The 20,304-nt window shown below is 56.3% G+C and carries 16 protein-coding genes, 3 pseudogenes and 1 riboswitch; of the genes and pseudogenes, 10 read left to right on the forward strand and 9 right to left on the reverse strand.

What is annotated here, in order from left to right; translation table 11 throughout:
- The 4 genes and pseudogenes from ACFQUU_RS21875 to ACFQUU_RS21890 form a co-directional block, all read right to left on the reverse strand.
- A pseudogene (locus tag ACFQUU_RS21875) lies at window positions 1-391 on the reverse strand (phosphomethylpyrimidine synthase ThiC); the annotation flags it as partial.
- Window positions 392-437: 46 nt separating this feature from the next.
- A riboswitch (TPP riboswitch) is annotated at window positions 438-547 on the reverse strand.
- A 32-nt stretch (window positions 548-579) separates the two neighbouring features.
- Entirely contained in the window at window positions 580-1,899 is a 1,320-nt protein-coding gene (locus tag ACFQUU_RS21880) for a D-amino acid dehydrogenase (RefSeq protein WP_382250242.1), read from the reverse strand.
- A 27-nt stretch (window positions 1,900-1,926) separates the two neighbouring features.
- Window positions 1,927-2,952 (reverse strand): YeiH family protein, encoded by a 1,026-nt coding sequence (locus ACFQUU_RS21885; protein WP_382250243.1) that lies wholly within the window; start codon window positions 2,950-2,952, stop codon window positions 1,927-1,929.
- A gap of 588 nt (window positions 2,953-3,540) precedes the next feature.
- The gene (locus ACFQUU_RS21890; RefSeq protein WP_382250244.1) at window positions 3,541-4,416 is read right to left on the reverse strand and encodes an NAD(P)-dependent oxidoreductase; all 876 of its coding nucleotides are present in this window, start codon (window positions 4,414-4,416) and stop codon (window positions 3,541-3,543) included.
- 412 nt (window positions 4,417-4,828) lie between these two features.
- On the opposite strand from ACFQUU_RS21890, the pseudogene ACFQUU_RS21895 reads away from it, so the two are divergent.
- A pseudogene (locus ACFQUU_RS21895) lies at window positions 4,829-5,035 on the forward strand (aspartate 1-decarboxylase); the annotation flags it as partial.
- A 132-nt stretch (window positions 5,036-5,167) separates the two neighbouring features.
- On the opposite strand, the gene ACFQUU_RS21900 reads toward ACFQUU_RS21895, so the two are convergent.
- Window positions 5,168-5,290 (reverse strand): hypothetical protein, encoded by a 123-nt coding sequence (locus ACFQUU_RS21900; RefSeq protein ID WP_382250314.1) that lies wholly within the window; start codon window positions 5,288-5,290, stop codon window positions 5,168-5,170.
- Window positions 5,291-5,324: 34 nt separating this feature from the next.
- Window positions 5,325-5,486 (reverse strand): annotated as a pseudogene (locus ACFQUU_RS21905) (tripartite tricarboxylate transporter substrate-binding protein); the annotation flags it as partial.
- Window positions 5,487-6,208: 722 nt separating this feature from the next.
- Between ACFQUU_RS21905 and ACFQUU_RS21910 the strand changes: the two are divergent.
- Window positions 6,209-8,473 (forward strand): hypothetical protein, encoded by a 2,265-nt coding sequence (locus ACFQUU_RS21910; RefSeq protein WP_382250245.1) that lies wholly within the window; start codon window positions 6,209-6,211, stop codon window positions 8,471-8,473.
- Window positions 8,474-8,485: 12 nt separating this feature from the next.
- On the opposite strand, the gene ACFQUU_RS21915 is transcribed toward ACFQUU_RS21910, so the two are convergent.
- Window positions 8,486-9,376 (reverse strand): LysR substrate-binding domain-containing protein, encoded by an 891-nt coding sequence (locus ACFQUU_RS21915; RefSeq protein ID WP_382250246.1) that lies wholly within the window; start codon window positions 9,374-9,376, stop codon window positions 8,486-8,488.
- Between the two features lie 50 nt (window positions 9,377-9,426).
- Here ACFQUU_RS21915 and ACFQUU_RS21920 point away from each other — a divergent pair, with 50 nt between their 5' ends.
- From ACFQUU_RS21920 to ACFQUU_RS21955, 8 genes are all read left to right on the forward strand, one after another.
- Window positions 9,427-10,629 carry an AMP-binding protein gene (locus ACFQUU_RS21920; protein WP_382250247.1) on the forward strand — a complete coding sequence of 401 codons (1,203 nt, stop codon included), beginning with the start codon at window positions 9,427-9,429 and terminating at the stop codon, window positions 10,627-10,629.
- A gap of 16 nt (window positions 10,630-10,645) precedes the next feature.
- Window positions 10,646-11,827 carry an acyl-CoA dehydrogenase family protein gene (locus tag ACFQUU_RS21925; RefSeq protein WP_382250248.1) on the forward strand — a complete coding sequence of 394 codons (1,182 nt, stop codon included), beginning with the start codon at window positions 10,646-10,648 and terminating at the stop codon, window positions 11,825-11,827.
- Window positions 11,828-11,943: 116 nt separating this feature from the next.
- A complete protein-coding gene (locus ACFQUU_RS21930; protein ID WP_382250249.1) occupies window positions 11,944-13,503 on the forward strand; it encodes an AMP-binding protein in 1,560 nt (519 codons plus the stop codon).
- A gap of 75 nt (window positions 13,504-13,578) precedes the next feature.
- A complete protein-coding gene (locus ACFQUU_RS21935; RefSeq protein WP_382250250.1) occupies window positions 13,579-14,544 on the forward strand; it encodes a Bug family tripartite tricarboxylate transporter substrate binding protein in 966 nt (321 codons plus the stop codon).
- Between the two features lie 166 nt (window positions 14,545-14,710).
- Entirely contained in the window at window positions 14,711-15,172 is a 462-nt protein-coding gene (locus tag ACFQUU_RS21940; protein ID WP_382250251.1) for a tripartite tricarboxylate transporter TctB family protein, read from the forward strand.
- 10 nt (window positions 15,173-15,182) lie between these two features.
- Entirely contained in the window at window positions 15,183-16,682 is a 1,500-nt protein-coding gene (locus tag ACFQUU_RS21945; protein ID WP_382250252.1) for a tripartite tricarboxylate transporter permease, read from the forward strand.
- Between the two features lie 149 nt (window positions 16,683-16,831).
- Window positions 16,832-18,760: an alkyl/aryl-sulfatase gene (locus ACFQUU_RS21950; protein ID WP_382250253.1), complete on the forward strand. Its 1,929-nt coding sequence runs from the start codon at window positions 16,832-16,834 to the stop codon at window positions 18,758-18,760.
- A 169-nt stretch (window positions 18,761-18,929) separates the two neighbouring features.
- Window positions 18,930-19,166, forward strand: coding sequence for a sugar transferase (locus tag ACFQUU_RS21955; protein ID WP_382250312.1), 237 nt, complete (start codon window positions 18,930-18,932; stop codon window positions 19,164-19,166).
- A gap of 77 nt (window positions 19,167-19,243) precedes the next feature.
- Here the strand turns inward: ACFQUU_RS21955 and ACFQUU_RS21960 are convergent, their stop codons facing one another.
- Together ACFQUU_RS21960 and ACFQUU_RS21965 are read right to left on the reverse strand one after the other, a co-directional pair.
- The gene (locus tag ACFQUU_RS21960) at window positions 19,244-19,840 is read right to left on the reverse strand and encodes a hypothetical protein (protein WP_382250254.1); all 597 of its coding nucleotides are present in this window, start codon (window positions 19,838-19,840) and stop codon (window positions 19,244-19,246) included.
- A gap of 74 nt (window positions 19,841-19,914) precedes the next feature.
- Window positions 19,915-20,139, reverse strand: a complete 225-nt coding sequence (locus ACFQUU_RS21965; protein WP_382250255.1) for a hypothetical protein — start codon at window positions 20,137-20,139, stop codon at window positions 19,915-19,917.
- Window positions 20,140-20,304 lie beyond the last annotated feature (165 nt).

A 20,304-nucleotide genomic window follows, 5' to 3' on the forward strand; every position in this document is an offset into this window, starting at 1 on the left:
CGCGACGCGGCTTGCGGTGCAGGTTGAAGCGCAGCTCGGCCAGCTTGGGGTCGTTGAGGCGCTCGATGCCGTATTTCGATGTCGGTCCCGGCAACTCCTCGGTATCGTTGCGCTCGGCAATCCAGCCAGCGCGCAATGCCGCCAGGCCGGAACGAATGTCGATCTTCACCGCCGGGTCGCTGTACGGACCGGACGTGTCATAGACGGTGATGGGCGGATTCTTTTCCGCGCCGAAGGAAGCCGGTGTGTCGGCCTGGCTGATTTCACGCATCGGTACGCGAACGTCCGGACGGGAGCCTTCGACATAGATCTTGCGGGAATTCGGCAGGGGCTGGATTGCGGCTTCGTCGACCGTGGCGGTGGCGGCGAGGAATTGCGGATTGGCGTTCATAAGGTTCCTTTGCTCAAAAAAAGCGAAAGGAACCTCGGAATGGGGGTGTGTTTTCCGATTGCTTCCCTTCGCTGGCATTACCCAGATCAGGTTCAAGGGTATTTCTCACCCGGCTGCTTAGTTGTTTTAAGCAGGCCAGGACCCCTAGCTTTGCCAGTGTTGACTGGCAGGGTGGTTATTACTAACTACTAACTCGTTCGTGCGACGCGCGCCAAACTCCGTCGCGCCGGCATGGCCGGCGACATGCCGGTAAAGACAAAATCGACGTCCGGCCGCCGGCCGCTGACGATGTCCGCAATCGCGCGGCCCGAGCCGCAGCCCATCGTCCAGCCCAGTGTGCCGTGTCCGGTATTAAGGAACAGGTTGTCAAATTTCGTCTTGCCGATATACGGAACATTGGACGGCGTCAGCGGACGCAGGCCAGACCAGTACACTGGATGATCGTAGTCGCAGGCAGCGGGAAAGAGTTCGCGTACGCGGCGTGTGATTGCCTTGCATCGCGCGTCGTTCAACTCCCGCGTGTAGCCATTAAGTTCGCAGGTGCCAGCTACGCGAAGACGGTCACCCAGCCGTGAGAACACCAGTTTGTAGCCGTCGTCGGTCAGCGACACGGTCGGTGCGGCGTTCGCATCGAGGATCCGGTAAGTCGCTGAATATCCTTTGCCGGGGTAGATCGGCAGCGCGATGCCGAGTGGTTTGAGCAAGGGCGCGGAAAAGCTTCCGGCGGCCATTACATAGGCATCGGCGTGGACCATATCGTGCCGACCTTGCGCATTGATGATTTCCACCCCGGCGATCCTTTCGCCCATACGTTGGCCATTGGTCAGCAATCGCGTCACTGTTGTGTTGAATCGAAAATCTACGCCGGCTTCAGCAGCCTTGGCGGCCAATGCAGTGCTGAACTTGTAGACATCGCCCGATTCATCCGTTTCCGTGAAATCGCCGCCGACTATCTTGTGGCGCAGATGTCGCAGTGCCGGCTCCATGCATACCACTTCATCCGCGCTCAGCGAGTTGCGCGGACAACCCAGCTTGCGCATCAGCGCGGCAGCATGCAGCGACTTGCGGAACTCTTGTTCGTCCGTATAAAAATGAAGGATGCCGTGTTGCAGGGCGTCGTAGTCGATACCGGTTTCAACCCGCACCGATTGCAAGATGTGGCGGCTGTAGTCGGCAATCGCGACAATCTGGCGTATGTTGCCGGCGACGCGGCCTGGCGTGCATTCCCGCAGAAAGCGCAGGCACCATGCCCATTGCTGCCAATCCGGCCGCAACCGCAGCAGCAGCGGGGCTTCTTCCCGTCCCAGCCACTTGATCACCTTGAGCAGCGTCGCCGGATTCGCCCATGGCTCCGCATGGGAAACCGAAATCTGGCCGCCGTTCGCAAAACTGGTTTCCATTGCAACGCCCGGCTGACGTTCCAGTACCGTCACCTCGTGACCGGCCTTGCGCAGGAACCAGGCCGACGCGGTACCGACAATGCCTGAACCAAGGACAATGACTTTCATGGGGCTCCTTCGCACGAGGAAACGGATTTAGCGGCTTAGCAGAATCGCACCGGCGACCAATAGCGCAATCCATACGGTTTCCATCACCAGCATGAACACCGGACGCCAGCCCAGCGACGCCAGCGACTGGAACGAAGTCTTGACGCCCAGCGCCGCAATCGCAGTAACGAGGCAGGCGCGGGACGCGCCGTTAATCCAGTCGGCTGCCTGGGGCGGTATGAAGCCGGCACTGTTGACGATTACCAGCCACACGAAGCCGATCAGAAAGAATGGTACCAGCGGCGGAGTATCGATCTCGGTCTTGCCATCCTTGGTCTTAAAGAGGATGGCCAGCGTCAGCACCACCGGAACGAGGCAGGCCACGCGCGTCAGCTTGACGAACGTGGCGACATCGCCGGTATGGTTGGACACCAGGTAGCCAGCACCAACCACCTGTGCGACGTCATGGATCGTGCCGCCAATGAAGACCCCCGCTTCGGTGGGGTCGAGTCCGAGCAGTTTAACGATGAGTGGATAGACGATCATCGCCAATGTCGACAGCGTGGTGACACCGACCACGGTCAACAACGTGAATTTTTCATTTTCCTTGGTCTGCGGCAGCACTGCGGAAATGGCAAGCGCTGCCGATGCGCCGCAGATTGCGACCGAGCCCCCCGACAACAATCCTTCCGTCGCAGGGCGCTTGAGCCAGCGCGACAGCAGGTATCCGAAGCAGAGCGTCATGACGAGTGCGCCGGTTACGATCACCAGCGGCGCCACGCCGACGGACTCGATCTGCGCAAAGGTGATGCGCGCGCCCAGCAGCGCGACCCCAGTCCGCAGTAAGACTTTGGAGCAAAATTCAATGCCAGGTTGGGCGGTACGGTCTTTTGACAGGAAGTGGAACGCAAGACCAAAAAACAGCGCATACAGTAGCTGCGGACCACCGTAACTGGTCGAAATGAATGTCGCCGACATGGCAATGGCGGTCGCCACAGCGATCCCAGGCCAGTTACGCCGAACAGACTTTGGGTGCCAAATCGCAATAGTGGAGGAGAGATATGGAATATTCATATAGGGCGGCCGCGCAGTAACCAAGAATAGGGTTGCATAAGCAAGGCTTTTAAATATCAAAAAACGGCACAAGGCATCTCGGTTTTTATAATATACCAGTGAAAAGACTTTTTAAACGTTTTTTATTAAATTTTGGAATAAAAAGTTCCGCTATATGAGATTAATGAAATGCGAGCACTCAGATGGTGCTAAAGCATTTGCAAAAAGCAAGCTTGTTGATTTCCTTGCGGGAGGAATAAAGGAATGAGCGTAAGCGGGATGAGTTTGCCGCTTTACCGAAGCGGCGCTTACGCCGAAAGACACGCAGTGACGTGACCGGCCCGAATCTTTATCTGGAGATGAAGGGCAACTCTAGGGTTGGGACGGTCGTTCTTGCCGAACTGGAATGGGTGGCAGCGCGCTATGGTTGCGCCGCTGCAAGGAGATCTAGGCAGCGTGCGCAGTGCACAGCCACCGTCAAGCCCCCTGAGGCCGACGGTATGGCCGCGATGCAACCGGTTTAATTGCCTGGAAGACGGCAAGGACGCTGGCAGTCGTTAAGTGTAAAGCCCAGCTCGGGCGCCGGGCAGCGCGAGGAAAGCCTACCGCTCAGGTCTGCGATTTTCCGAGGCATAGAATCAGGCTGGAGGTGTCGAACTTCCCGCCGCCCATTTTTTGAACTTCCGCATAGTACTGATCGATGATTTCCGTAACAGGAAGCCGACTGCCGTTGTGTTTTGCTTCCTCCATGCAGATCCCCAGGTCCTTGCGCATCAGGTCAACTGCGAAGCCAAAGTCGAATTGCCGCACCCGCATGGTATCGGCGCGATTTTCCATGGTCCAGGATTGCGCTGCACCCTTGGAGATGACATCAATCACGCGCCTTACATCCAGTCCGGCGTTCTCTGCAAACGCTATACCTTCTGCCAAGGACTGGATGACTCCGGCGATGCAGATCTGGTTCACCATCTTGGTAAGTTGGCCGGCACCGGCCGGTCCCATGTGGGTCACCGCACGTGCATACGACTCAAGCACCGGCGCGGCGCGCGCAAATACGTCGCCATCGCCGCCGACCATGACGGTCAGCTTGCCGTTCTCAGCACCTGCCTGGCCGCCCGAAACCGGCGCATCGAGAAAATGAAAGCCATGCTGCTTCGCCGCGTCATACAGCTTGCGTGCAGCTTCTGCAGAAGCTGTCGTGTGGTCGATCAGCGTCGCACCCGCTTGCATGCCGGAAAAGGCGCCCTCCGGACCCTGGGTCACCTGATAAAGATCATCGTCGTTGCCTACGCAGGTAAACACGAATTCCGCTTCCGCCGCCGCTGCAGCCGGCGTGTCGGCACTCCGTCCCTTGTATTGCTCCAGCCATGCTTGAGCACGCGCCGGAGTGCGATTGAATACGGTCACCTCGTGGCCGCGCATAGCGAGATGTCCTGCCATTGGGAAACCCATGACGCCTAAACCGATAAATGCGACCTTAGCCATTTCTGTCATCCTTATTCAGTAATGCATGACCATCTGCATATGCCACCGCGTTGCGGAAACGGCCGCCAGCAGGCTGGACCGTCGTTCCTCCGCTTGCCGCCTGCAGATGCGGACCATCCGTCATTCGTTGTCATGTGCGAGAACAGAGGCCGAAATCATCATATCAGCTCTTACCAAGAGATGCCGCGCCGAACAAATACGTCCTGCCAGGTGTGGGGCAAGTCGTGCTGTTCGCGGACTGAGCAAGCGCTGAGAAGCATAAGGGTAAAGATGAAACAACAAAGGCAAGCATGAACGATTTTCACGTGCAGCATTTTGCAGGCGCTACGCATCTTCTCGACTATGACGAAGCTATCGACATGGTTACCTGCTTCGCAAGCTTAGTGGCTGTGGGGGCTCAACATTACATAGGATCCACTTATGTAAAGAATCATGCTGCGCTCCAAAAATCCGTCACGCCACTGTGACGCAATACGATCTCGACTATGAAGGTTCATGTAGTATCGATGAAGATTTGCTCGATGCGGCTGACATACGGGAGTACGAGAAGATCGAGATCTGGGATATTAATAATGGCGAGAGCTTTTCCGCGTACGCGATCAAAGGAAAGCGCGGCAGTGAGTTGTTCACGTTCTGACGTTAAAAGTGATGGCAAACGGTGGTGAGTAAAATCAGGAAGCCAGCGTTCGCACTGGTTTCAAGGTACTGGAAATGATCGAGTGGAAGCGATTCAATAGCGTTCCACGTCGTTTCATACAAGCCCTTGTGTAGCCAGTGCTGCGGCGATCTGCGAGCCGTGGCCGATACCGCCGCTAATGGCACACAGAGTGGGCTGGCTTGCCGCCCACGCCGCATTGAAAAATGTACCGGCCATATCCATGCCTGTCTGCCCACCGCGATGCTTGAACGATGTTGATTCCGGATTCCTTGAGAGTGGGAGCGTTCGTATACTGGGCCATGCGCTTGCCGCTCCAGACAACCAGCAGACGGAATTCTCCCGAATCCACATGTGGTGCCCTTGCAGACATTTCTGCAGTAGATTGCACTTCGTCGCTGCCCTTGCACGGCACATGATGCTCAATTTCAGGCTATGGCTCCAGCTTTTCGTGAATTGGTACCGGGTATTGGCTTCGATGAACTACGACAGCCAATTTGGCGTCTCCCGAGCTTCGCACTCCTCGAGCTCATCCGGGCATTGGCCTACGCTGCAGCGATGGAACTTCGACCGGGTTCGCGTCACTCATAGGGATGAAAATTGTCCGTCATTGCGCACACTCCGGTTTTGTGAGGAATGCGCGTTGGGGTACTAAAAAATGGTTGGAGGTTGCGACTTCGTGAACTACGCACGAAGACCTTGTTTCGGTTGGCTGGATATCCACGGGAGTAGATATGGGCGGGGTTTTGTCATGCATCAGAGGAGGCTCAACGCAAACGTTAGTGAGGGATCACGCACTGGCGCAGAACCCAACGCCAGCGCAGAACCCAACGCCAGCGCAGAACCCAACGCCAGCGCAGAACCCAACGTCAACGCAGAACCCAACGTCAACGCAGAACCCAACGTCAACGCAGAACCCAACGTCAGCGCAGAACCCAACGTCAGCGCAGAATGCGCAAGCGCGTGCCCGTGTCATGCGAAGCATATACAGGCCCCTGCAGGGGAGAGAAACGATCGCTTCGGATATCGCACGATCGCCAAATATCGATGTCACCCGGCCCACAGCAGACGCAACAGTGCCGGCGGAGCCGGAAATTACACCGAATCCATATATCCGGTGCATCCGGGGTGGCATTCATGGCAAATGAGTTGCTGGATGAGATCCTTGGTTACCTGTCTCCGGCGGACATCGCAAGCCTCGGCCAAGTAGACAAGACTCATCATGACGATGAGGCCATTGGGTATAGCTTGGGTGTGGCGAAACTACATCGCCAGTACAGTCAACTTGAATCTGGTTCCATGCATCTGTCACTCCAGCAATGGAATGAGCTAGTCGATCACATTGATACAGCCTCAATTTCGCTGCAAACCCAGTCAGGCGGACCCTTAACCAGAGGAATTTTGCGGCAAGACAGGGCTGAGCTGTTTTGCAGGCTGGCAGGAAAAATCGAGTTGGTACAGGATAACTTCCGATGGAATGCGATGCAATTCATGTGCGACGCCATCAGGACCCGAACGTTGGCGGATTCGCCGCGCACGCAAGCCCAGGTGTTGGTGGCGTTGACCGGCAACATCGTGGACTTGCTCGAAGCACACAGGACTGACGCATTCAATGAAATCTGGAGTGCTGCCGCAGTCCTTCCGGCTGCCGAGCAATGCATGGCGCTGGCGGCACTGAGCAGGGAAATCTCGAGCCTGTCCGAACTGGACAGACTCGACGCATTCAATGATATCCGGGAGCTTGCCGTCACGCTTCGACCTTTCGAGCAATCCGTGATGCTGGCGGCGCTGAGCGAGCGAATCATGAGCCTGTCCCTGGAAGACAGGTCCGATGCGTTCCATAGCATTCGGGTCGCGGCCGCAGACCTTCCGGCTGCCGAGCAATCCATGGTGCTTGCGGCGCTGAGCGAGCATATTTTTAGCCCGCTTTGGGTGGACAGTCCCCTCGAATTCTCCTGGGTGGACAATCCCGCCGAATTCAATAGCATGCGGGCCGCTGCCGAAGCCCTGCCGGCTGCAGAGCAATCCGTGGTGCTGGCGGCGCTAAGCGGGGGAATCGTGAATCTCCCAGTGGAGAACGCCTGCAACGCATTCGGCAGCATCCGGGTCGCTGCCGTAGGCCTTCCAGCCGCCGAGCAATCCATGGTGCTGGCGGCACTGAGCAGGGAAATCTCGAGTCTGTCCGAACTGGACAGACTCGGCGCATTCAATTACATTCGGGCCGCTGCGAACATCCTTCCGGCTGCCGAGCGATCCGTAGTGTTGGCGGCGCTAAGCGGAGAAATCCCGAGTCTGTTCAATCTAGTCAATCTCGGCGCATTCAATGAGATCCTGGCCGCTGCGAACGACCTTCCGGCTGCCGAGCGATCCGTGGTGCTGGTGGCGCTAAGCGGAGAAATCTTGAGTCTGTTTAACACAGACAATCTTGAGGCATTCAATAGCCTCCGGGACGCTGCCATCGGTCTTCCGCCTGCCGGGAAATCCGCAGTCTTGGCGGCACTGGCCGGAGTAATCCCGGGTCCGCCCGATGCAGACATGCTCCCCGGATTCAATAGCCTTCGGGACGCTGCCGTCGGTCTTCCGCCTGACAAGGAGTCTGCAGTCTTGACGACATTGGCCGATAAAATCGTGAACTTTCCCCAGGAACGCGGGCACGATGCATTCAATAGCCTCCGGGACGCTGCCTTTGCCCTTCTTGGCACATTCAATATCACATCGGATGCTGCCGTTGCGCTTCCTGCGGCTCAGACGGCCGCAGCGGTCCTGGTGACGTTGGCAAGCAAAATCGGGAACCTTTCGCAGGGCAGAAAGCGCGAAGCATTCAACGGCACATGGGACGCTGCCTCGGCCCTTCTCAGCGCATTCAATAGCATCCGGGACAATGCCGATGCTCTTCCTCTTGCCGCGAAATCCGCAGCAGTCTTGACAGAATTGGCCGATAAAATCGCGCACCTTCCCGAGACAGAAAGGCTCGGTGCATATAACCGCCTCCGGGACGCTGCCGCTACCCTTCCGTCTGCCACGAAGAGCGTATTACTGGCAACCTTGGTTAATCAAATCCGGCACCTGAATGCAGACGACCGAAGCGATGCATTCGTGGCGTTTGATTCGGTTTCCGACACCCGGGTGCAATCGGCTTTGATCCGCAACTTGAAGCATGTGACGGCGGGTCAAGACGCGCTCACAGAGCTTCGTGACATCATGACGCGAAGCTCTGTACTTTCAGATCTATCGAGGGTTGAGGTGTTGAAAACGATAGCCCGAGAAATTCGCGATTTCCCGCCAAGCCAAGGCAAAAGTGGAATTGTCCAAGGTCTGCACGAAGCAGCGGACGGGCTAGCAGCCCCATTGAGGATAGCGCTGAAGATTCAGTTGCCTCTGCCTCAGATACAAAACGCATAGATAGTAGAGACCTTAAGTCACCTGGTCTTCAAGCAGCGTGATGAGTCGCTCGGCAAGCGGTGGAAGATAAGCACCAGCGCGGGCGACAATGCCGACTCTGCGACGCAGATCAAGTTCATCCTGTCGGACATCGAGCGGGAGAAAACCGGGAGCGACGCCGCTCGATTCAGCACCGGCTACGCTGAGCATCTGTGTGCCACGAATCAAATCGAATAGTAGAGTGCCGCCAAAATCCACTTCTATTCGTAAGTGAGGTTGCGGAAGACCCTGCTGACGGAATGCGGTTTCGACCCGCTGACGCAGGGTGAACTGGGAACCAGGCAGGAGCCATTCCTGATCGACCAGATCGTTGAGGGTCAGATTCCGGCGGCGGTGTAGTGGATGGGCATCGTCCGCCATTACCGCGAGCCGGTCACTGAATAGTGCCCAGACGCGAAAACTATCCGTATGCACCTCCGGCAATGGCACGATTGCAAGGTCGAGCGTACCTTGCGTGACCATGTCCAGCAACTCGCGCGCGAACCGTCTGCTCATGCGCAGACGCGCCACGGGCCGTTCTCTTATCAGCTGGCGACATGCGCTGACGATCACGCCCGTAGGCATCGATGGCGAGTAACCGATCCGAAGAATGCCCTGTTCGCCACTCTTTAGTCCATGCATTTCCTTCATCGCGTCTTCATATTCAAGACGGATGCGCTTAGCGCGTTTAATGAAGAGTGTGCCGGCTTGCGTGGGACTGACGCCGAGGGCAGTGCGCTCGAATAAAGGCAAACCCGTCATTGCCTCGACACGTTGGATCGCTTTTGTTAACGCCGGCTGGCTTAAGCCCAACGCTTCGGCAGCGCGGCTGACGCCGCCATACATATCCACGGCCAATAGGTAATCAATGTCTCTGGTGTCCATCGGGGCATTCTATTTGGTTATGGCTTTATAACCAGTGAGAAGTAGTTGGAATGACAGCCATTTTATACACTGGCCGGACATTTACCACGCACCCAAAGCAGTCATGGGCTTCCCTTATGTATCCGGAATCGCCAAAAGTTTGTTCAGGTAATGAAATCGCCGTACAGCAGGGAAGTCGTGTTCTTTCCTTTGAGGAACTTGACAACTACGCAATACGGTTTGCCGAATGGCTGATCGCGCAGGGGCTCACTCAAGGCGATCGGATCGTGGTGCACATGCCTATGTGTCTGGAACTCGCCGTCATCGAATGCGCCATCCACAAGGTGGGCATGCAAATGGTGGGGATTACTCCTGTTGCGGCGCCGGAAGAGGTAAGCCGGATTGTAGAGAGTTGTACTGCGCGTGCTTTTATCGCCAGCAGCACGCTTTGCAGTTATTCCACCAAGACACGCGGGTTTGGGTCAATCATGGCATTCGCCTCTGTCGGCGCATCGGTGAGCGGGTATGCCGAATATAGTGAATTGGTTGCAAAAGACACGTCGCGGTCTGCGTCAATGCAGCACGTCACACTGCGTGAGCCGACACGTCTCACAATCCTCACAATCCCCACAGTCGACAAAACGGGTAAGCCTGCAACGGCGATTAACTTAGCGCATCTACGCAGTCGGATTGCATTGGTTGGACCGTTCAACCATATCTTACCCGGAGTAATGCAATCGTATCTCGATTCAGGCAGCTCCTTGATTTTGTTCGACAACCCCGAAGTCCCGGAGTTTGGCCGCGCGATTGCAGCGAAGGACGTCACTCATGTCCTGCTGGCGGCCGATACGGTCTTCCGGCTCATCAACAGCAGTGAGGATACGAAGCTTGAACAATTAAAAGTTGTTGTAACGGATGACTTGTCCGCTGCCCGCGTTCAAGACAACACCTGCCATGTAAATGGAACAAGCGATGAACGTGACTGTGCAGCGGCAGAGACCGTGCTGCTCGCCCATCCTGCTGTGATGGAAACATGCGTGATCAAGGTGCCCGACGAGGGTAATGAGGAAAGCTTGAAAGCGGTGGTTGCGCTCAGGCCGGGCGCGCGGGCAAGCGCGGCTGAGCTGATTGCCCATTGCCGTGCGGGGCTTCCTTGCAGCCAATGTCCGGCATCTGTGAGCTTTGTTGCCGAGCTCCCGAAAAATGCAAGCGGCCATCCGGCACGAAAACTGTTACGTGAACAATATCTGCAGGCATATCGCTTGCCCTACTAACGGAAAAGGACATAGCATGTTTGACCAACTGACCACGCCTGAATTCCTTGAAATCCGCAACGGTATTCGACGCTTCGTCGACGAAGAATTGCGGCTGATCGAGCGGGAACTGGGGCTTGATTCAGAAGACCCATGGCCGCAGGAAGTCCTGCGAAAAGTCTGGCGCCGTTCCAGCGAACTGGGCTTTTATTCTGCCTGCCTCCCAACGGCACTCGGTGGCAAGGGACTGAGCATCCTTGAGCAATGCGCTTTAAAGGCGGACCTCGCAGCAAGCGGTTCGGCGCTTGCCATGCATGTGCTAGGCGACCTCGGTGGCCCGCCGCGCGTCGGGAACATGCTTAAGTACGCCACGCCTTACCACCTTGAACGCTATTTCAAGCCGGTGATCCGGGGTGAAAAGTCGACCTGCTTTGCAATGACCGAGCCGCATTCCGGTTCGGATGCGCAGAGTATTACGACAAGTGCCGTTGCCGATGGTGATGAGCTGGTCATTAACGGTCACAAGCATTACATCAGTGGTGCGCCGTTCGCCGACTTCGCGATTGTGATGTGCGTGACCGACTCGTCCACGACGCCTCCGAGCATCACTGCCGTGCTTGTCGATCTGAACTTGCCGGGCGTGACGGTCAGTCATGAATATGTGCCGATGTCAGGCCAGCACATTGACGCTGACATCAAGTTTGAAAACGTACGCGTACCGAAGGAAAACATTTTCGGAGGTGAAGGTCGCGGATTCCAGCTCGGCATGTCTCGCATCAATGTCAATCGGCTGCTGCATTGCCCGACGATGCTTGGTCTGGCGACAAAGGTCTATCAAGCGTCGCTCGAGTATGCCGGTACGCGTCGGCAGTTTGGGGGTCCCATTGCACGCTTTCAGGCAATCCAGCACATGCTGGCCGATATGGCGACAACACTGTGGGCATGCGAGAGCATGATTGCGCAGACAGCGGCTTTGGCCGATGCCGGTGCAGACCTGCGAATGAAGGCCGCCGCATGCAAGCTGTTCGTGTCGGAACGCTGTTTCGAAGTGGCCGACAAGGCAGTTCAGATTCACGGCAATGTTGGCGTGACAAAGGGGCATCCGGTTGAACAAGCGTTCCGCAAGTTGCGTATGTTCCGGATCTTCACCGGCACCAGCGAGATCCAGCGCAACACGATTGCCCGAGCCATCCTTGAGCCTGCTCAGGAAAAAGCATGACGTTCGCTCTCGTGGGCATTGGGAGAACTTGACGTCGTTACATCGTTAAGCCGATTGAGAATATCCGCCGGCGTCTCGGCGTGGCAATCCAATATTAAGAAAGAAATGGAGAAACAATGGACATTAGTTTGTATTTTCCGCGTGCAGCGCGCTATTGGCCCAATCAGACGGCGATCTTGTATGGGGAGCGCGAGATTACGTTTCGAGAACTCGATAGGCGAGCGAACCGCCTTGCAAACGCGTTATTAGGGCTTGGTTTGCGGCATGGTGACCGCGTCGCAATACAAACCTTGAACAGGCCGCAGGTGGTCGAGGTCGAGTCTGCATTGTACAAGGCAGGGCTGGTCAAGGTGCCGGTGAACGCGCGACTCTCGCCTGTCGAAGTGGGAGAGCTCATTGACGATTCCGGTGCAGTCGCCTTTATCGCCAGCAAGGGACATGCTGGGCTGCTCGCTAATGCAGGCGCCTCCCTGACAAGCGTGAAGCATCGGCTCTGCCTTGATGGCGCGCTGGATGGTTGGGGCGAATACGAATCGCTGCTGGCTGCCGCATCCGACAGCATGCCAGTAGTGCACAAGAGCGACAAGGACATCGCCGTCCTGCACTACACCTCGGGTTCGACCGGTCGCCTTAAGGCTGCGATACAAACCTACGGTAATCGCCATGCGTCCCTTAGAAACCTGTTGCTGGGCCGCCCCGGCGGAGCGCCCGGTCCTGGTGACCGTATGGCCATGCTTGGTCCGATGACGCATGCCACCGGCATGTTGATTCAGCCCTTCCTTTCGCGCGGAGTTACATTGTGCGTATTCCCACGCTATGACCCGGAAGAGTTTCTGGAAGCAGTACAGCGAATGAGGATCACTCACGTTTTCATGGTTCCTACCATGGTGAATATGCTGCTTTCCCACCCCAAACTGACGTCCTACGATCTGTCCAGTCTGCGTTCGCTGTCTTATGGTGGCGCCCCGATGTCGGCACGAAATATCACTGCGGCATGGGAGAGCATAGGGCCAGTGCTCACACAGGGCTACGGTGCCGCTGAAACGACCGGCGGGATTATCAATTTCGGCGTCGAAGATCATCAGTTTGCGCTGGCACATCGCCCTGAACGTCTGCTGACCTGCGGCCGTCCCTTCGGCGAAGCGGAAGTACGTGTCGTCAATGATCAGGGCGAAGAAGTCGAGGGTGACGAGATTGGCGAGATTGTTGTACGCGGCGCGAACGTCTTTGCCGGTTACTGGAAAGCACCCGAACTCACCGAGGAATGCCTGCGAAATGGCTGGTGGCACTCAGGCGACCTGGCGCGTGTCGACGACGAAGGATTCATTTACATCGTTGACCGCAAGAAGGACATGATCATCTCGGGCGGCTTCAATATATATACCAATGAGGTCGAGCAGGCGCTGTCGCGTCATCCCGATGTCAACGAAGTTTGTGTGTATGGCATTCCCGACGAGAAGTGGGGCGAGAGCGTGCGAGCGGCGGTGGTCAAGAAGCCCGGATCCGAACTCACCGATGAAGCGTTGATTGCGTTCTGCGCGACGCAGCTGGCTGACTTCAAGAAGCCGCGCAGCATTGAATTTCTGCCAGATCTGCCAAAGAACCAGAACGGTAAGATCGCCCGCAAGGTCTTGCGCGATCGCCACTGGACTGCCGGCGACCGCAAGGTTTCCTGATCGCGATCCAAGCTTCGCAACCACCATGCAGTACGGCCGCACATGGGCCGAATGACCTAATCAAAAGGAGACGTCATGAAGATACTGAATAAAATCGGTGCAGTAGCAATTGCAATCCTGGCAGCCGGACCCGTCAAGGCAGATGATGCTTATCCGAATCAGCCGATCAAGATCGTGCTGCCGTACCAGGCGGGCAGTTCACCTGACGCGACGATGAGACTCATCAGTCAGCAGCTCACGCAGATACTGAAGCAACCGGTCATCATTGAAAACCGACCTGGTGCAGGTGGGCTGATTGGCGGTGATGCGCTTGCAAAAGCGAAGCCGGACGGGTACACGCTCGGCTATCTTTCGAACCAGCACCTGTTGCACCCTTATATGGTCGATAGGTTGCCTTACGATCCGCTGACGGCGTTCCGATCCGTGGCAACCCTGGGACGCAGTGCGCAAGTCATGCTTGTCCCTGCTTCCAGTCAGGCGAACAGCATGAAAGAATTCATTGACTCCGCCAAGGCAAAGGGCGGATCAATGAAGTTCGGCTCTGGCGGCATCGGCAGCCCGGCCCATTTGGCAGGCCAGATTTTCGCCAAACAAGCCGGAGTCAACGCAGTGCACGTTCCCTACAAGGGTGCGCCGGAATCGGTGACTGCACTGCTTGGCGGGCACATCGACTATGTGATCGCAACGGCCGGCGTTGCTTATCCATTGGTCAAGGCAAAGAAGGTTAAAGCGCTTGCCGTTACCTCTGAAAGCAGGCATGAGGCGTTCCCCAATACGCCGACGCTGGCGGAAACGTTCCCCAAGGGATTGGTCCTCGAACCATGGAGCATCATCGCAGTGCCCGCCAAGACGCCGCAACCGGTGATCGACAAACTCAGCCAGGCATTTACCCAGGTACTAAAGGACAAGCGGACGATCGACTACTACCATAGCCTCGGTGCAGATGTGATGGTCAAGTCACCTGTGGAAACCGAAGAGTTCTACAAGGCGGAGGCCGGTCGCCTGGCGAACTGGGCTACTGAGATAGGACTGAAGAACTGATGCCAGACAGTGGTTGCGTGCCGACGGCCGGTGCAGGGGAGTCCTGCGAAGGAGCGGCTGTGCTTTAACCCGCATTCCGCCTTCATGGTCTGCGTTGGGACACATGGAAGCGATGATCGGGAAGCGTGCGGCGCCGCTTCCCGCATTTCTATAAAAGGAGACACGTATGCAGTTCTTCGTTCGAAATCCGAAGGATTTTTGGTCCGGCGTCATTTTTGTCTGTATCGGCTCGACGTCTCTTTTCATCAGTGATGATTACGAACGAGGAACAGCCGGAATGATGGGGCCGGGCTACTTCCCCGTTGTGCTGGGTGTGTTGCTCGCAGTGATCGGACTGGTAGCGGTCATCCGTTCCATCGTCCTGCACGGTGAGGGAATTTCGCGCCTTGCCGTTGGAAAGGCAGTCCTGATAGTCGCTGCAACGGTATCTTTTGGCCTGTTGGTACGCAGTGCCGGTCTTGCGATTGCGATCATTGCGCCAATGATGATTGCGGGTTATGCAAGCGCTCGCTTCAACGTGCGCCGGTATCTGATGCTGGCGCTTTGCATGGCAGGGTTCAGCGCGCTGGTGTTCGTGCAGGCACTTGGTCTGCCGATACCGGTATTTGGCGCGTGGCTTGGCCAATAAGGAACGGATCATGGATACTTTTGCGCACCTGATGCTCGGCTTCGAAACGGCGCTAAGTCTGAGCAATCTTCTCTACTGTCTCCTGGGTGTATTTCTCGGCACTGCGATTGGAGTACTGCCTGGGCTCGGGCCGATCACCACCATCTCCATGTTGTTGCCGGCTACCATGTCTTTGTCTCCGGTGTCAGCACTCATCATGCTTGCCGGGATTTATTACGGCGCCCAGTATGGCGGCTCGACCACTGCCATCCTGGTGAATCTGCCGGGCGAGGCCTCGTCTCTGGTCACTGCCATAGACGGATATGAAATGGCGCGCAATGGACATGCCGGCAAGGCATTGGCAACTGCCGCGATCGGATCATTCTTTGCCGGAACGATCGCGACCGTCCTGCTGGCCGTCTTCGCGCCACCGCTGTCACAACTTGCATTGACGTTTGGTCCGGCCGAGTATTTTTCATTGATGGTACTCGGATTGGTCGCCTCGGTAGTCATGGCACAGGGTTCCTTGCTGCGCGCAATCGGGATGATTGTGCTTGGCCTGCTGCTGGGCATGACCGGGATCGACGTCAATTCGGGTACACAACGTTTTACCTTCGGCATTCCCGAACTCACTGATGGCATTAACTTTGTCGTTATTGCAATGGGCATGTTTGGCATTGGCGAGATCATCCGGAACCTTGAACAAGAGGAGACACGGACGCTGACAGCGAAGAAGATTGAAGGACTCTTGCCAACCAAAGCAGATCTGAAGAGGATTATCGCGCCGGTGCTGCGCGGTACCATGTTAGGATCGATGCTCGGCGTGCTGCCTGGCGGTGGCGCTGCACTTTCTTCCTTTGCCGCGTATTCCATCGAAAAGAAGGTTTCGCCAAATTCCGCCCAGTTTGGCAAGGGCGCAATCGAAGGTGTGGCAGCACCCGAATCGGCCAATAACGCGGCAGCCCAAACGTCGTTTATTCCCATGCTGACGCTCGGCATCCCGTCCAACTCGGTCATGGCATTAATGATCGGTGCCATGATCGTTCAGGGAATCCAACCGGGACCGTCGGTCATCAACGAACAGCCAGCGTTGTTCTGGGGCTTGATTGCATCCATGTGGATCGGCAACCTCTTTCTCGTCGTTCTGAACTTGCCGCTGGTTGGGATGTGGGCCCGTATGGTGTCGGTTCCGTATCATCTTCTTTATCCGGCCATCCTTGTCTTTTGCTCGATCGGCGTATTCAGTCTGAGCAACAGTGAATTCGACATTTACATGATGGCCTTGTTTGGACTGATCGGTTACATCTTTATCAAGCTCGACATGGAGCCGGCTCCGATGCTTCTCGGCCTGATTCTTGGCCCGATGATGGAAGAGCATCTGCGACGCGCCCTGCTGTTGTCTGATAGCGACCCGATGATTTTCGTCGAAAGGCCGGTCAGTGCCCTGATGCTTGCGATGGCGGTCCTGGCAATCATCATGGTTTTGCTCCCAGCATTACGCAAGAAGCGTGAGGAAGCATTCGCCGAGTAGGTTGAACCTCGATTCTTGCAAGTTTAGCTGCGTCAGCTATTCGCTTAATTTTATGGAATGCGCATAGTGGTTCCCTGCATGCCCGACAGCGTGCGAGGAACCACTCACGCCCAGAATCTTCCTTGAAAAACCCATTGGAGTGAGAACACATGAAACCTTCCGAGTCGCAGGCGCTTGCTGCGGAACGCAAACCGGCGCATCCGGCCACCATTTCACAGCAAAAGACGGTTCTGCAGGAACTCGACTTTTCTGACCGATCGGACTTCGAGGATGCACAGCATGGTTTCATCGCCACCATTCCCGATGCGAGGATAGAGAATGAGCGGGGACAAACAGTCTGGGACATGGCCCCTTACCGCTTCCTGAATTCTGAACGGGCGCCGTACACTGTCAATCCGAGCCTGTGGCGCATGGCACGATTGAATGCGCAACACGGCTTGTTCAAGGTGACGGAGCGAATCTATCAGGTGCGTGGATTTGACATTGCCAATATCACCTTTATTGAAGGCGAAACCGGCCTGATCATTATCGATCCGCTTACTTACAGGGAGTCGGCAAGCGCCGCACTCAAACTATACAACCAGCATCGCGGCCCGCGTCCCGTTCGATGTGTGATCTACAGCCATAGCCATGCGGATCATTATGGTGGCGTGCGCGGTGTGATTAATGATGAAGACGTCGTCTCTGGAAGGGTGGAAGTCATAGCCCCGGACAAATTCATGGAAGAAGCCGTCTCCGAAAACATTCTTTGCGGCGTGCCGATGGGGCGACGCTCCCAGTTCCAGTTCGGCACCTTCCTTGAGGCTGGCGAAGATGCTCATGTCGACAGCGGCCTTGGTAAGGCAATGGGCCGGGGAACACCTGGGTTGATTGCGCCGACTCGCACCATCTGCAAGCAACGGGAAGTGCATGTCATTGATGGCGTGGAGATTGAATTCCAGCTCACTCCGGGATCGGAAGCGCCCGCGGAGATGAACTTTTATTTCCCTCAGTTGCGCGCACTCAATCTGGCTGAAAACGCATGCCACACCATGCACAATCTTTGCCCGCTGCGTGGCGCGAAAACGCGCGATGCGTTGGCGTGGGCTCGCTACCTTGACGAAGCCTTGATCGAGTACGTGCCGCATGTCGACGTCGTGTTTGCGCAGCATCACTGGCCGGTGTGGGGAAGCGAGAGAATCGCCAGCTTCGTCAGTGAGCAACGAGACCTGTATCGGTACCTGCACGACCAGACAGTACGTCTGATGAGCCATGGTCTTACACCGACCGAAATTGCCGAACAAATGATGCTGCCGTCCGGTCTGGCGAAGCGCTGGCACGCACGTGGATATTATGGAGCGATCGTCCATAACGTCCAGGCGATCTATGCCCATTACATGGGGCCCTATGACGGCAATCCTGCTAATCTCCATCGCCTAACGCCAGAGATGTCGGGAGCCAAGTATGTTGATTACATGGGTGGACTCCCAGCGGTAATCGAGCGTGCACGATGCGACTTCGAGAAGGGAGAATTCCGTTGGGTCGTTCAATTACTTAATCATGCGGTTTTTGCCTATCCGGAAAACCAGGAAGTTCGCAGCCTCGCTGCAGATGCCATGGAACAGCTCGCCTATCAGTCGGAATCAGCGACATGGCGCAACTCCTATCTGCTCGGTGCGCAAGAGTTGCGGCAGGGCGTCGCGCCAATTGCAGGCAAGGCAAACAGAATACCGCCTGACGTGATTGCACAGCTTCCGACTGAAATGTTTCTTGATTATCTCGCGGTGCGCTTGCACGGCGAGCGGGCCGCCGACCTCCAGGCCAGATTCGATTGGGCCATGATCGATGAGGGCGACTCTTACCGGATTACCGTTTCAAACGGTGCACTTAGTCATGCAAAAGGTTCGCATGGCGCCGATGCCGATGCAGTACTGCGGGCCTCGCGCGCTACGCTTGCCACTGCGCTTCGCGCTGACGGCACGCTGTTGAAAGCACTTGAAGGTGGACAACTGCAAGTCGAAGGGAATACGGAACTGGTGGCAAGCTTCCTGGCTTGCCTCGATACTTTCGATGCCGGTTTTGCAGTTGTTGCACCGTAGTGTCTCTCCGGCCGGCAGGTGATTGAGACGGCTGGCCGGCATCTCATGGAAACCCATGCATGATTCCCATCAGGTAGCCGTTTCGATGTAGTGCCGATGTGAATAATGAAGCTTGCGGCTTTTCAGATATGCACCGCGTTTATGGCGAGCTTTCCCCTCTTTATGTTGGCTGCGGCCAAGGCGGAAAGCATTGCCCCGGGATGCATGGGCTGAGATCAATGTAGGACTTCTGCTTGTGCCAGGTCTCACTGGATGGGCGCAGATCAACGGCCGCGACGAACTCGCCATCGCAGAGAAGGTAAGGCTGGATGCGGAGTACCTGAAACGACAGTCGACGGGATTTGACATGCTGATATTGCTGATGACAGCGGTAAAAGTGGTCAAGGGAGATGGCGTCACCCATTAGACGGAAGTCTGCTTACTGCAGGGCGTCGGTGTGGACAATCCATATACCGACGCCTATGCCACTATGACCTTGCTGCTTCAGTAACCGCGTCGGTTTGACATCATACGGTCGATGTCCTGGTTGAGCATGGCAACCTCTTCACGCAACTGCTGCCGTTCGCGACCGCTGATGAAACCATCGGAACTGAATGCCGCTTCGTGACGGCGCAACATTCTTTCCTTGGCAGAGAGAATTTCTCCTTCACGGCGATCGATCTGGCCACTGCGAATGCCTTGTTCGAGTCGCATGCGGATCTGGGCCTGCGCATTGTCGATCTCCGGTGCGCCGTTATCTCGCCGGTTTGCAAATCGTCCGTTAGCGATCTTGCGTTCTACGTCGGCGCGCAGATCGTCAAGATCTTGCCGCAATTGGCGACGTTCATGCGGAGTAGCCCTGCCATCGCTCTTCATGCGCGCCTCGCGTACCTGGATTTCACGCTCGCGCTGGAACAGGTCGCGTGCTTCATGGCGAGTAATCAGACCAGAGGCAATACCTTGCTGGATGCGTCCATGGATGTCCTGCTGTGCATTGTCAATGCCCGGTGTATGCGGATGTTGAGCCATCGCGGGAGTGACGCCAAAACCAGCTATCGCTGCAGCGGCAATCAGGGACAGGGTAATCGATCTTGTTTTCATGATGGGATTCCTTTCAGTGAATCGGTGCGTCGTTTACGGGCAACTAACTCTGTTCGTCTTTGCGCTCAATCTTTTCAATAGCGATACGGGTTATTGGGACGCCGGTCGTGACGATTCGGTACGCCATCGCCGTCACGGTCCCGGCTGTAACGCGGCGGATGACCGCCGGTGACACGGGCGGTACCTGTGACATGTACGCCACCGTCGCTAACGGGAACCGCGATGCAGCCAGTTAGCAGACTGGAAGTGGCGGCTAAGCACAACATCAGTTTTTTCATCATTTCTCCTTGTTGAATCATGGGGTCTGGTGACAAGCGTCCGCGTTTGTCATGCGTCACCAGCGCATTTACTGGTCATGCAACGCATCGTTCTGCCATGTCTGTATTACAAACTAGCGCCACCATTTCGCCTATCAACAATCAGTAAGGGGAGTTACGAGATGTATGTACCGCAATGTGTCTGTT

The organism is Herbaspirillum sp. GCM10030257 (assembly GCF_042666555.1).
Taxonomy (GTDB): domain Bacteria; phylum Pseudomonadota; class Gammaproteobacteria; order Burkholderiales; family Burkholderiaceae_D; genus Noviherbaspirillum.

Bases quoted from the DNA above. Each gene is read 5' to 3' on its own strand.
- ACFQUU_RS21880 (WP_382250242.1), bottom strand. From the start codon at position 1,899: ATGAAAGTCATTGTCCTTGGTTCAGGCATTGTCGGTACCGCGTCGGCC.
- ACFQUU_RS21885 (WP_382250243.1), bottom strand. From the start codon at position 2,952: ATGAATATTCCATATCTCTCCTCCACTATTGCGATTTGGCACCCAAAG.
- ACFQUU_RS21890 (WP_382250244.1), bottom strand. From the start codon at position 4,416: ATGGCTAAGGTCGCATTTATCGGTTTAGGCGTCATGGGTTTCCCAATG.
- ACFQUU_RS21900 (WP_382250314.1), bottom strand. From the start codon at position 5,290: ATGGCCGGTACATTTTTCAATGCGGCGTGGGCGGCAAGCCAGCCCACT.
- ACFQUU_RS21910 (WP_382250245.1), top strand. From the start codon at position 6,209: ATGGCAAATGAGTTGCTGGATGAGATCCTTGGTTACCTGTCTCCGGCG.
- ACFQUU_RS21915 (WP_382250246.1), bottom strand. From the start codon at position 9,376: ATGGACACCAGAGACATTGATTACCTATTGGCCGTGGATATGTATGGC.
- ACFQUU_RS21920 (WP_382250247.1), top strand. From the start codon at position 9,427: ATGACAGCCATTTTATACACTGGCCGGACATTTACCACGCACCCAAAG.
- ACFQUU_RS21925 (WP_382250248.1), top strand. From the start codon at position 10,646: ATGTTTGACCAACTGACCACGCCTGAATTCCTTGAAATCCGCAACGGT.
- ACFQUU_RS21930 (WP_382250249.1), top strand. From the start codon at position 11,944: ATGGACATTAGTTTGTATTTTCCGCGTGCAGCGCGCTATTGGCCCAAT.
- ACFQUU_RS21935 (WP_382250250.1), top strand. From the start codon at position 13,579: ATGAAGATACTGAATAAAATCGGTGCAGTAGCAATTGCAATCCTGGCA.
- ACFQUU_RS21940 (WP_382250251.1), top strand. From the start codon at position 14,711: ATGCAGTTCTTCGTTCGAAATCCGAAGGATTTTTGGTCCGGCGTCATT.
- ACFQUU_RS21945 (WP_382250252.1), top strand. From the start codon at position 15,183: ATGGATACTTTTGCGCACCTGATGCTCGGCTTCGAAACGGCGCTAAGT.
- ACFQUU_RS21950 (WP_382250253.1), top strand. From the start codon at position 16,832: ATGAAACCTTCCGAGTCGCAGGCGCTTGCTGCGGAACGCAAACCGGCG.
- ACFQUU_RS21960 (WP_382250254.1), bottom strand. From the start codon at position 19,840: ATGAAAACAAGATCGATTACCCTGTCCCTGATTGCCGCTGCAGCGATA.
- ACFQUU_RS21965 (WP_382250255.1), bottom strand. From the start codon at position 20,139: ATGATTCAACAAGGAGAAATGATGAAAAAACTGATGTTGTGCTTAGCC.